General features: G+C 60.7%; 11 protein-coding genes. 8 read left to right on the forward strand and 3 right to left on the reverse strand.

Annotated elements, in window-relative coordinates:
• Positions 1–8 precede the first annotated feature (8 nt).
• Both FGE05_RS05215 and FGE05_RS05220 read left to right on the forward strand, forming a co-directional pair.
• A complete protein-coding gene (locus FGE05_RS05215; protein WP_139642116.1) occupies positions 9–671 on the forward strand; it encodes a response regulator in 663 nt (220 codons plus the stop codon).
• Positions 668–2,077, forward strand: a complete 1,410-nt coding sequence (locus FGE05_RS05220) for an ATP-binding protein (protein ID WP_139642118.1) — start codon at positions 668–670, stop codon at positions 2,075–2,077. The genes FGE05_RS05215 and FGE05_RS05220 overlap by 4 nt, the downstream gene beginning before the upstream one ends.
• 123 nt (positions 2,078–2,200) lie before the next feature.
• On the opposite strand, the gene FGE05_RS05225 is transcribed toward FGE05_RS05220, so the two are convergent.
• Positions 2,201–3,124 (reverse strand): universal stress protein, encoded by a 924-nt coding sequence (locus tag FGE05_RS05225; RefSeq protein ID WP_139642120.1) that lies wholly within the window; start codon positions 3,122–3,124, stop codon positions 2,201–2,203.
• Between the two features lie 244 nt (positions 3,125–3,368).
• Here FGE05_RS05225 and FGE05_RS05230 point away from each other — a divergent pair, with 244 nt between their 5' ends.
• The 3 genes from FGE05_RS05230 (at position 3,369) to FGE05_RS05240 (ending at position 5,870) form a co-directional block, all read left to right on the forward strand.
• Positions 3,369–3,572 carry a hypothetical protein gene (locus FGE05_RS05230; protein WP_139642122.1) on the forward strand — a complete coding sequence of 68 codons (204 nt, stop codon included), beginning with the start codon at positions 3,369–3,371 and terminating at the stop codon, positions 3,570–3,572.
• A gap of 33 nt (positions 3,573–3,605) precedes the next feature.
• A complete protein-coding gene (locus FGE05_RS05235; protein WP_139642523.1) occupies positions 3,606–4,853 on the forward strand; it encodes a DUF4010 domain-containing protein in 1,248 nt (415 codons plus the stop codon).
• A gap of 105 nt (positions 4,854–4,958) precedes the next feature.
• Entirely contained in the window at positions 4,959–5,870 is a 912-nt protein-coding gene (locus FGE05_RS05240) for a universal stress protein (RefSeq protein ID WP_139642124.1), read from the forward strand.
• A gap of 53 nt (positions 5,871–5,923) precedes the next feature.
• Here the strand turns inward: FGE05_RS05240 and FGE05_RS05245 are convergent, their stop codons facing one another.
• Entirely contained in the window at positions 5,924–6,487 is a 564-nt protein-coding gene (locus FGE05_RS05245) for a GNAT family N-acetyltransferase (RefSeq protein ID WP_139642126.1), read from the reverse strand.
• Between the two features lie 241 nt (positions 6,488–6,728).
• Here FGE05_RS05245 and FGE05_RS05250 point away from each other — a divergent pair, with 241 nt between their 5' ends.
• On the forward strand, positions 6,729–7,622 hold the full coding sequence (locus FGE05_RS05250) for a universal stress protein (protein WP_139642128.1): 894 nt from the start codon (positions 6,729–6,731) through the stop codon (positions 7,620–7,622).
• On the opposite strand, the gene FGE05_RS05255 is transcribed toward FGE05_RS05250, so the two are convergent.
• Positions 7,612–8,595: a zinc-dependent alcohol dehydrogenase family protein gene (locus FGE05_RS05255; protein WP_139642130.1), complete on the reverse strand. Its 984-nt coding sequence runs from the start codon at positions 8,593–8,595 to the stop codon at positions 7,612–7,614. The two genes, FGE05_RS05250 and FGE05_RS05255, sit on opposite strands and share 11 nt — an antisense overlap.
• 194 nt (positions 8,596–8,789) lie before the next feature.
• Here FGE05_RS05255 and FGE05_RS05260 point away from each other — a divergent pair, with 194 nt between their 5' ends.
• Together FGE05_RS05260 and FGE05_RS05265 are read left to right on the forward strand one after the other, a co-directional pair.
• The gene (locus FGE05_RS05260) at positions 8,790–11,162 is read left to right on the forward strand and encodes a phosphoketolase (RefSeq protein WP_139642131.1); all 2,373 of its coding nucleotides are present in this window, start codon (positions 8,790–8,792) and stop codon (positions 11,160–11,162) included.
• A gap of 67 nt (positions 11,163–11,229) precedes the next feature.
• Positions 11,230–12,120, forward strand: a complete 891-nt coding sequence (locus tag FGE05_RS05265) for a universal stress protein (protein ID WP_139642133.1) — start codon at positions 11,230–11,232, stop codon at positions 12,118–12,120.
• The last annotated feature ends 11 nt before the right edge of the window (positions 12,121–12,131 follow it).

Raw genomic sequence — 12,131 nt, forward strand, 5'->3', positions numbered from 1 at the left:
GAGTGTGCGTGCGTTTATTACTGATCGAGGACGATGTGGCGCTGGGTGAAGGCATCCGTCAGGCACTGATTCGCGAGGGCTATACCGTCGACTGGCTGCAGGACGGTAGCAGTGCCCTGCATTCGTTGCTCAGTGAAGCCTTTGACCTGGCGGTACTTGATCTGGGCCTGCCCCGAATGGACGGTTTGCAAGTGCTGCGTCGCTTGCGCGAGAGTGGTAGTAACCTGCCGGTACTGATTCTCACTGCCCGCGATGCGACCGAAGACCGCATCGCAGGGCTGGATGCCGGGGCCGACGATTACCTGGTCAAGCCCTTCGACCTGGCAGAGCTCAAGGCCCGGCTACGGGCCCTGCTGCGGCGCAGCGCGGGCCGTGCCCAGGCGCTGATCGAGCACGCCGGCATCAGCTTGAACCCCGGTACGCAGCAAGTCAGTTACCAGGGCAAGCCGGTGGCACTGACGCCCAAAGAGTATCAACTGCTCCACGAATTGCTCTCACCGCCGGGACGGGTCATGACGCGCGACCATCTGATGCAACTGCTGTACGGCTGGAGCGAGGAAGCCGAGAGCAACACGCTTGAAGTCCATATCCATCATCTACGCAAGAAGTTCTCCACCGACCTGATCCGAACCGTTCGCGGTGTCGGCTACCTGGTGGAGGAGCACCGATGAGTTCGATCCGCCGCCGTACCCTGACGTTGATCCTGGGCCTGCTGTTCCTTGGCCTGTTGATCATCACGGTCTTCAATCTGCACGACAGCAACCACGAAATCGCCGAAGTCTATGACGCGCAACTGGCCCAGAATGCCCGTTTGCTGCAGGGCGTCATGCGGATGCCCATGGCGAGCAAGGAGCATGCCGAGCTGTACCAGGCGTTCAACTCGGCCTTGGGGCAGGCGGAGCCCAAGGTCGATGGTCATCCCTACGAAAGCAAGATTGCCTTCCAGGTCTGGAACGCACACGGTTCCGTGCTGGTCCACACCTCCAGCGCGCCGTCCTTCACCTCGCCACCGATCGCTGCCGGTTTCAGTGAGGTGATGGACCAGAAGAACCACACTTGGCGGGCGTTCGTGCTGGACGACCCGCAGTACGGCCTCAAGATCTGGGTGGGGGAGCGCGACGACGTGCGCGCCGATCTGGTGGATCGCATCGTTCGGCATACCGTGCTGCCCAACCTGATCGGCAGCGTGCTTCTTGCCACGGTGATCTGGTTGGCCATCGGCTGGGGGCTCAAGCCCTTGGTGGACATGGCGGCGACATTGCGTGCCAGGCATCCGGGCTCACTCGAACCCCTGCAGATGATGCCGTTGCCGACAGAACTTGAGCCCATGCAGGCGGCGCTCAACCGTGTATTGGCGCAGATCCAGGAAGTCATGGGCCGTGAGCGGCGTTTTATCGCCGATGCGGCCCATGAGATGCGCACGCCCCTGGCGGTACTCCGGGTGCACGCACAGAACCTGATGGAGGCGGGGGATGAACAAAGTCGTCGCGAGTCCCTGGAGCATTTGCTCGCCGGGGTCGATCGCACCACGCGCCTGGTCAACCAGCTGCTGACCATGGCGCGGCTTGAACCGCGGGTGATTGCCGAGGCGCCTGCCCCGATCGATCTGGCTGCCACGGTGCGTGCAGCCCTGGTGCCGATGACGCCTTGGTTATTGAGCAAGGGACTCGAGCCAGTGCTGGATGTCAGCGACGACATCGGCCTGGTTCGAATCGATCCGGTGGCCATTGATATCGCCTTGAACAATCTGGTGACCAACGCTGCCAGGTTTTCGCCAGCCAATGGCGTCATTACGGTACGGCTGGCCAGGAAGGATGATTGTTATGAACTGTCGGTTGAAGACCAGGGGCCGGGTATCGACGAGGCCGAGCGTGAGCGGCTCTTCGAGCGGTTCTATAGCCGTGGCAATGATCAGGGCGCGGGGTTGGGCCTGACCATCGTGCGCACCATAGCCGAGCGCCTGGGCGGGCAGATCCATTTGGAGAACCTCCCTGGAGGAGGGCTGTGCGCCACCTTGCAAATGCGCGACGCTCAGGCACTCCAGACCTCTGCCAAGCTGTTTTCAGGTCAAAAATGAATGGCTGTGAACCCCTGCGATTTCGCTGGCCGCGCTGCGCGCCGTGCATGTGACGCCAATCAACGTGGCAGAAGCCAGGCCTGAAGCGGTTGCTTTACAGGTCATCGGCGATGGGCATCTGCCTCAATCCAACTGCTGCGGCGCAATCACCCACAAGCTGCACGGCATCTTGTATAGCAGACTTTCCACAGTACTTCCGATCAGCTTGTCCAGGCCGCCATAGCCCACGCGACCCATGACGATGACATCGATGTCGTGGGCCCCGGCGTAGCTGGCCAACACCTTGGCCGGATCACCCATGATCATGCGGCGTTGTTCCGGGGCGATGCCGTTGCGTTCGGCCAAGGCGTCGAATGTCGCACCCTGGGATTCATAAAGCTGTCGGGCCAGCGTCGAGGAAAAGAATGGCGAGCCATTGCCAAAACCGTATTCGGCGGCAGTGATGGAGGACAGGTCATAGGCGTAGATGACTTCCAGTTCCGCATCGCAGCTGGCAGCCAGTTTGTTGGCTTCGCTCAGGATCCGGTCGTTGAGCCCTTGGTAGCGGCCATCGTGGTGGAACGGATCGACGGCAGCCAGGATTTTACGCGGACGTGCATGAACCACTTTGTTGACGAAATGCAATGGCACCTTGCATTCATGCAGCAGGTGCACGTCCAAAGGCGTGAACATCATGCGCGAGATCCAGGACTCAGGGTCCACCGTCTTGATCAGTGCCTCCATCGATGCTTCTTTGAGGTGGACCAGGATTTCCTGCAAGGGGCGCTCCACCCACTGCACTTCTGTCGTGACCTCGAGGCCGAGCTTGCGCAGGGGTCTGGCTTTCTCTTCCAGCCACTGGCGGTGGCGTTCGATGTAGCCCAGGCGCATCTGCTCCAGTGCCTGTTCGTTGACCAGGCCGGCCGTGGCCAGGCCTTCCAGGTAATCAAAAGCGACAATGTGCAAGGCGGCGCCCTCGGCCTTGGCCAGGGCGGCTGCCCGGTCGAACGCCGGGTTGTGTTCCATCAGTGGCGAAACGACCAGCATCAAGCGTGGTTGCGTAGACATGACAAACCTCCTGGGCAAAGACCTGTTGGCGCCGGGCGACTTTCGCGCGGGCTGTTTCCGCTATCGATCATGAGCGCGGTGAGCCTGGGTAACTTGATTTGCATCAAACACGTTTGAAAGCGTCGCATCGGTGCCGACCGAGCAACAGCGCAATGATTGATCATGATCAACCCGCCCAGCGTAATCGGGCGCAGGCTGGTGCCTGATCTTGAAATCCAGGCTCACCCGCCATGGGAGGTTGGTCATGATTATTCGGCTTGAGGAGCGGCAGGCAGAAATGCGCTGGATGGTGCACCTGGATGCCTTTTGCATAGGTTTCAGGAGCGCTGGTGAAGCGCTGTCGTTTACCAGGACATTGCAGGCGCGGATCGACGCGCCCCATGTCTGGCCGCAAGACGTGATTGCGCGCGCACAAGCGTCGCAGATCGTTCATGCGGCGTCCCGATGAACGTGCGTCAAATGGCGCCGTAGAGCCATGGCCGTGATCGAGGTCCTGGGCTTTGTCAACGCGGGCGCGGCGCTGGGAATCGGCCTGCTCGTGGGGCTTGAGCGTGAGCGGCGCAAGGGTGAGGAGGGCCGGCGCGATTTTGCCGGCCTGCGTACCTTTGCCGTTACTTCGATGTTGGGGTATGTCACGGCCTGGACCGGCGGACCTTTATTGCTAGGGTTTGTTGCGCTGGCACTGGGCGCATTGGTCACCATGGCGTATTGGAAAAACCTGGCCGAAGACCCTGGCATCACCAGCGAAGTCGCATTGTTCGCGGTGTTGGTGTTGGGCGCGCTCTGCGTCAGTGCACCGGCCTTGGCTACTGCGATAGGCGCGGTGATGGCGGGGCTGCTGGCCAACCGTCAGGTGCTGCACCATTTTGCCCGCAGCCAGTTGACCGCTGCCGAGTTGCGCGATGGCCTGACGCTGTTGATCGCCGCGCTGGTCATACTGCCCCTCACCCCGGACCGTTACCTGGGGCCTTACAACGTCATCAACCTTCGCACCATTTGCGCCCTGACTGTCATGTTGATGGCGGTAGCGGCACTGGGGCACGTCGCGGTTCGCACCCTTGGCAATCGCTATGGCTACGCCCTCGGCGCCATTGCATCGGGGTTTGCCTCCGCTACGATGACGGTCGCGACCATGGGACACATCGCCGCGAAGGAACCGCTCAATATGAATGTGCTGAGCGCGGCCGCAGTGCTGGCCAACCTGGCGACCCTGGCACAGATAGCACTGATTCTCGGGGCGGTGGAGCCGGCGCTGCTGCGTTGGCTGGGATGGCCGCTTCTATGCGGGGCGGTGACCATACTGCTCTACGCCAGCGCATTGATGTTTACCCGGCCCAGGGCGCCAACCGAGGAGAGGATCAAGCACGGCGGCGGGGCCTTCAGTCTGAAACTGACGTTGATGGTAGTCGTGGCAATGACCGTCATCACGGTTGTGTCGTCAGCGATGCTGAACGCGTTCGGGCAGGCCGGGGTGGCCGTCACCGCGATTTTCAGTGGCCTGGTAGACGCCCATGCCTCGATGGCCTCCATTGCGTCGTTGGTCAAGGCCGGTCTGCTGCCCTTCGAGGCGAGTGCCGTACCGGTGTTGTTAGCGATGAGCAGCAACTCCCTGAGCAAGTGCGCGGTGGCCTGGCTCAGTGGCGGGCGAAAGTTCGCCGTGCAGGTGATTACTGGCCAGGCGTTGGTAACGCTGGCGGTGTGGGCGGGATTGCTGCTACCGAATTTTTGATCCTCAATGATGGCCAGTTGAGGAAGATCAAGTCTGGCTTGCGCCACAGGTTCATTCTGGAGCCTCGATCCTTCAACGGGCTGTCGCCCTATGTCGAGGTGTTCCATGTCCCAGACTCAACGTTTATTGCTGTTGGCGCCTGACGCCATGACCCGTACGCCTGCGTTCGACCGTGCCACCGAGCTGGCGCTGGCGATGGACCTGCCGCTGCATATCGTCGCCATCGATTATCTGGAGGTGCTGTCGGTGGCCGGTCTGTTCGCGCCCGACCAGGTCAAGAGCGCCCGCGACGGTTATTTGGAAACACATCGACATTGGCTGTGGCAACAGGCCGAGCTGGCACGGCGGCATGGGGTCGAGGTGACCTGTGAAGTGGTCTGGAGCAAGGATGCCTATCAAGGTTTGCAGCAATACATCAAGGAATTGCCGCTGGCGTTGATCATCAAGGATGCACAGCCGGAGCCGGCGCTGAAACGGATCTTCTTCACGCCGTTGGACTGGCGCTTGCTGCGCGACTGTCCTGTACCGGTGCATCTGGTCACCGATTCGCGCAACCCCCGGCCTCGGCGAGTCCTGGCGATCGTCGACGTGCTGCGTAGCGAGGAACAGGACCTGGTGTTCAACGACCAGATCGTCAACGCCGCCGTCAAGTTGGCCGAGCAATGCAACGCCGACGTCGAGTTGCTGCACGCCTTTGACTGGACCGCCATCTATGCGACGGACATGGGCGTCGGCGCGCTCCCCCTGGCGACTGGAATCTATGAGGCATTGGGTGAGGCGCAGCACGAGGTGTTCGAATCCCTGGCGGAGCGGCATGGGGTCGCGCCGCACAAGCGTCATTTCGTCGAAGGGGCACCGCTGCCGGGTATTTGTAAGTTCGCTCACGACCACCAGGTCGACGTGATCGTGATGGGGACCACGGCACACCATGGCCTGGACAGGCGCCTGGGCACTACCGCCGAGCTCTTGCTGCAACGAGCCCCTTGCAGCGTATGGGCGATCAAGCCGCAGGCTTGACCGGAGTCACCTGCGCGGGCCCCTTTCTACAGGGTACCCGCGCAGCCTCGTCGCTAAAGGTAGAGGCGATGAATGACTTGCCGGGTGTCCTCGGGGTCGGTGCGAGTTTCGAACCCCAGGCTATGGGCCAGGTCGCGCATGGCGGCATTGCTGGCGGAGTCGACGGAGTACATCTGGCGGTAACCGTTTTTACGCGCCGTTTCTATCAGGTGTTCCATCAACAGCGTTCCCAGTCCCAGGTGTTGCCATTGGTCGGCGACGGTCACGGCGCACTCGCATTCGTGATCAGAGGTCGCGCAGTAACGGCTGACGCCGATTTCGATCAACTTGCCATCGTCATGGACCAGGGCGATGTAGGCCAGGCGAGTCTTATAGTCGACTTCCATTAACTGATCGAGCATCGCCGTCCCGGGCTCATTGATTTGCGATAGAAAGCGCATGTGCCGCGATTCTGGAGACAGGCGCTTGATGAAGTCATATTCGCGCTGGCGATCCTCTTCCCGCAGCGGCCTGATCAGCACATGCCGGCCGTCTTTGAGCGCCTGAATCCAGTGCTTGCCGCTGATGCTGGCATACAGCGCGGCGGCGCGTTCGTTATGAGCTTTGACTGTGAGCATGATCGATCCTCCGTCGGATAAGCGTGCAGTGCGAAAAAAGTTTCGCATTCGTGCAGTTCTACGCCGGTGGCGGCAGTCGATTCTGATCTGGATCAGCCTCGGCGTACCCAATCGTCGATTGCACTGAGGTTGATTCAGATCAAACCGCTTGGGGCGTCGATGGGTGCACGCTGCAGGTCATGTCGGACAGTGTCCGGTGCGAGGTGCCGGCTCCCATTGAACAACCGGGTGGAGGTGTGCGATGGAGCAATACCAGCGTCTGCTGTTGATCGTCGAACCCGACTTGCACCCCTCTGCTGCGATGCGCAGGGCCTGCGCCCTGGCCCGGGCCAGCGGTGCCGAGTTGCATTTATATGTATTCGTCCAGCCGCCGGCACATACCCACCTATGGGGTGAGAAAACAGACGAAGCGAACGTGCAGCGGCATTTGCATCGCTATCGCCGCTGGATGGCAGAGGAGGCTGCGCTGCTCAAGGAAGAGGGGTTGAATGTGTCGACGCGTGTGGTCTGGAGCACTCATCCTCTGCTGGACATCCTTCGTTACGTCGAACAGTTGCAACCCGATCTGCTGATCAAGGATGTCACCCTCGAACCCTTGCTCAAGCGGGTCTTTGCCACGCCCCTCGATTGTCATCTGTTACGCGATTGCCCGGTGCCGGTGCACCTGGTCAACCAGGCCGTTCACGGCATGCCGCGCCAGGTGCTGGCAGCAGTGGATCCCTCCGATCCCCAGGCCGATGCCTTGAATGAGCAGATTGTCCAGGCCGCCGGGGCGTTGGCCCGGCAATGCGACGCTCCGTTACACCTGTTGTATGCCTGCGACCTGTCGGCGGCGTTCAACGGAGAGGCGTCGCTACTGGCAGGGGCCTGGGACGACGATTATGTCGAGGCCCTGCGTGAGTCGTTGCATACGGCGTTCGTCAACCTGGCCGAGCGCTGCGGTGTGCCGGCGCAGCGAAGGCATTTCGTCGTTGGCCTGCCGATACCGGTCATTCATGAACTCGTCGATGAGCTAGAGGTTGATGTGGTGGTGATGGGGACCGCACACCGGGTCGGCCTGGAGCGCTTGATCGGCAGCACGACGGAGCGGGCCTTGTATTCGATACCGGGCAGCCTGTTGGCGGTCAGGGGATGAGCACGATGGCGCCATTGACCTGTCCGCTGCGTAAGACTTCCAAGGCTTGATTGGCTTCGATCAAGGGCAAGCAGGTCACGCTGCAATGCACGGGGGTGTGTTGCAGCTGCTGGAAAAATGCCACGCCATCGGCACGAGTCAGGTTGGCCACTGAACGCACGCTGCGCTCCTCCCATAGCAAGCGATAAGGAAAACTCGGAATGTCGCTCATGTGGATGCCGGCGCACACCACGCAGCCACCTTTGGCGGTGGCCTTCAAGGCCAGCGGCACCAGCTCGCCCACGGGTGCGAAGATCAGGCTGGCGTCGAGCAAATGTGGCGGGAGTCGATCCGATGGGCCGGCCCAGGTTGCGCCGAGTGATCGGGCGTAAGCCTGGCCAGCGTCATCGTCGGGCCGGGTAAAGGCGTAGACCTGCTGGCCTCGGCCCACGGCGACCTGAATCGCCAGGTGAGCAGCGGCGCCGAAGCCATAGAGTCCCAGATGAGGGGCGTCTTGGGCCATTTGCAAGGCTCGGAAACCGATCAGCCCCGCACACAACAAGGGCGCCGCTTCGGCCGCATCCAGGGCGTCAGGGAGAGGGAAACAGAAACGCGCGTCGGCGACGGTGTAGTCGGCGTAACCGCCGTCCAGCTGGCAGCCGGTGAACAACGCCTGATCGCAGAGGTTCTCCCTTCCCGAGCGGCAGAACTCACAGATCCCGCAGGTCCAGCCCAGCCAGGGGACACCCACTCGTCGACCGATCCAGTCGGTGGCTGTGTCCGTGCCGACAGCGGTGACTTGCCCGACGATTTCATGACCCGGCACCCGAGGCAGCCGGGCCTGGGGCAACTCACCGTCAAACAGATGCAGGTCGGTGCGACATACGCCGCAGGCCAGGACTTTGATCAACAGTTGCCCGCGTGCCGGTATCGGCAAGGCGCGTTCTTCCAGCTTCAAGGGTTGGCCAGACGAGTGCAGGACCATGGCACGCATGAGGATTCTCCTGTCTGAGCAGACGGTTCCATGCCGATGAGCCCGAACCTTCTAACACCCTAGCCTCCCTGGTTCTGATGTAAATCAAGTCGGGATCATTCCTGCGTTCCAGAATCCACCCATGGCACGCTGTTCGACGGCGGCTCCGACGACCGGCAGGAAGCGCTGCCAACCCATCTTGTCTGGAGGACGCGATGAGTGATTTTCTCAGTCCCGATCAACTGGAAGGTATCGATGCCTATTGGCGTGCTTCCAATTACCTGGCGGTGGGACAGATTTACCTCAAGGACAACCCCTTGCTGCGCAGGCCTTTGCAAGTTGACCAGGTCAAGCCGCGCCTGCTCGGCCACTGGGGCACAACGCCCGGGTTGAACCTGATTTATGTGCATCTCAACCATCTGATCAAGACCCACGACCTGGACATGATCCTTGTCACGGGGCCTGGGCATGGCGGTCCGGCCATTGTCGCCCAAAGCTACCTGGAGGGGAGCCTCACCCAGTATTACCCCGCGATTGAACAAAACGAGAACGGCATGCTGCGCCTGTTCCGGCAGTTTTCCTGGCCGTATGGGTTGTCCAGCCATGTTTCTGCGCAGATTCCAGGTTCCATCCACGAAGGGGGAGAATTGGGTTATTCCCTGGCGCATGCCTATGGGGCGGCGTTCGATAATCCAGGGTTGATCGTGACGTGTGTCATTGGCGACGGGGAGGCCGAGACCGGTACGCTGGCGGCGAGCTGGCACTCCAACAAGTTTCTCAACCCCGCGCGTGACGGCGCCGTCCTGCCGATTCTTCATCTCAACGGTTTCAAGATCGCCAACCCCACGCTGCTTTCGCGCATCAGCGAGGACGAACTGTCGGCCCTGATGTATGGCTACGGCTACGACCCGTTTTTTGTCGAAGGCGACGACCCGCTCGTCGTTCATCAGCAGTTGGCCAAGACCTTGGATGAGATGCTGCTCAAGATTCGTGACATCCAGCGCAAGGCCCGTACGGACTCATCGGGACGCACTGTGGAGCGCCAGCTCTGGCCACTGCTGATCTTGCGCACGCCCAAGGGCTGGACCGGCCCCAAATTCGTCGATGGTCAGCAGGTTGAAGGTAGCTGGCGCGCCCACCAGGTCCCGCTGAGTCACCTCGAACAGCCTCGGCATTTGACACAGCTGCAACAGTGGCTCGAGAGCTATCGACCCCAGGAGTTGTTTGACGCCAACGGCGCGTTGCGGCCTGACATCGCCGCGTTAGCGCCGACAGGCCATCGGCGTCTGGGCGCCAACCCCCATGCCAATGGTGGTTTGCTTCTCAAACCCTTGGAAATGCCCAGGTTCAACGAATATGCCGTGCAGTTTTCCGCGCCGGGTGCCATCGAGGCCGAGGGCACCCGTGTATTGGGCGGATACCTGCGCGATGTGATGAAGCACAACCTCAAGGCTGCCAATTTCCGTCTGTTCGGGCCCGACGAAACTGCCTCCAATCGGCTCGATGCGGTATATGAGGTCACTGGCAAGACCTGGTTGGCCGCGCTGGAAGCAGGGGATACCAACCTGGACAGTGCGGGACGTGTAATGGAAATCCTCAGTGAGCAGGTGTGTGAGGGCTGGCTGGAGGGGTATCTGCTGACCGGACGCCATGGGTTGTTTTCCTGCTATGAAGCCTTCATCCATATCGTCGATTCGATGTTCAATCAGTACGCCAAGTGGCTCAAGACCGCAGCTCAGGTACCGTGGCGCACGCCGATCGCATCGCTCAATTACCTGCTCACCTCCCATGTCTGGCGACAGGATCACAATGGTTTTTCCCATCAGGATCCAGGGTTCATTGATCTGGTGGCGAACAAAAGTGCCAACGTGGTGCGCATTTACTTGCCCCCCGATGCAAATTGCCTGTTGTCTGTGACCGATCATTGTCTCAAGAGTCGCAACCACATCAACGTGATCGTGGCCGGCAAACATCCGCAGTGGCAATGGCTGGATATCGACTCTGCGATTCGCCACTGCATGGCAGGCATTGGCCGTTGGGCTTTTGCCTGCAAGGACGATGAAGATCCGGATGTGGTAATGGCCTGTGCCGGTGATGTACCGACTCTGGAAACCCTGGCCGCCATCACGTTGCTGCGCCAGTACGTGCCGGACCTGCGTGTACGGGTCATCAATGTGGTGGACCTGCTGGTGTTGCAACCGCCGCAACAACATGACCATGGCCTGTCGGATGCTGAGTTCGACGAGCTGTTCACCGTGGACAAGCCGGTGATCTTCGCCTTCCATGGCTATCCGTCGCTGATCCATCGGCTGATCTATAAACGTCATAACCACGACAACTTCCATGTCCACGGCTTCATGGAGCAAGGCGCGACCACCACGCCATTCGATATGGTGGTGATCAACCAGCTCGATCGTTATCGATTGGCCCTTGACGTTATCCAGCGAGTGCCACGGCTGAGTCCGCTGGTCGACAGCGCCCGTGATCGATATTGGGAAACCATGGAAAGGCATCAGCTCTACGTCATCGAGCATGGGCAGGACCTGCCCGAGGTACTGGAGTGGCGCTGGACGCCCACATCGCCATGACGGCCGCTATTTATCATGGCATCAAGCGCTGCATCGTGGCGTTAGAGCCTGTCTCCGGAGAACCATCATGAGCCAGTATCAACGCCTGCTGCTGATCCTCAACCCGGCGCAAAGATATTCACCGGTCCTTCATCACGCCGCGGCCCTGGCGGCAGCCAGCGAAGCGCATCTGCATGTCACCGCATTGATTCCTTCGCTGGATATCTTGTCGCTGCTCGAACAGGAACCTCGTGAAGAGGCGCGGCAGAACTATCTTCAGGACCAGCGCAATTGGCTGGAGGAAGAGGCCGACAAAATGCGGCACCGGGGCTTGCGTGTCACCACCGAAATAGCCTGGGCCGAGACCATGGGTGAACAGATCCTGCAGCACGTCTCGCAGTTCCAGCCTGACTTGCTGATCAAGCAGGTCCAGCATGAGTCCCTGCTCAAGCGCGCATTCTTCACCCCACTGGATTGGCAACTGCTGCGCAAATGCTCCGTTCCGTTGTACATGGTGGGCGCGGCCGGTCACGCCTTGCCGCGCAAAATAGTCGCGGCTGTGGACCCTTCCAGCGCCTTTGCACAGAACAGCGGGCTTAACGACCGGATTATCCGCCAGGCACTTGGCCTGGCACTGCAATGTGACGCCCAGTTGCACCTGGCTCATGCCTACGACGGGTCGTCGGTCTATCTGGGAGATGTAGGGGGCGGCGGCGTGTCGCTGTCGCAGCTCAGCAAGGAATTGCGCAGAAGCCTGGAGAAATCCTTTCTGGAACTGGCCAACCTGTTCGGTGTGCCTGCCGAACGCAGGCAGTTTCTGCTGGGTCATCCGGTTTCGGCGCTCAGTGAGTTTGCTCTGGAGCATGACGTGGATGTGATCGTCATGGGCCGCTCCCAGCACAATGATCCGTTTGGACTGCTGGGCAGCACGACAGAGCACATCCTGTATCAGGTGCAGTGCAGTGTCCTGGCGGTCTGACGAAGTCAGCC

Source organism: Pseudomonas sp. ICMP22404, assembly GCF_006227205.1.
Lineage (GTDB): Bacteria > Pseudomonadota > Gammaproteobacteria > Pseudomonadales > Pseudomonadaceae > Aquipseudomonas.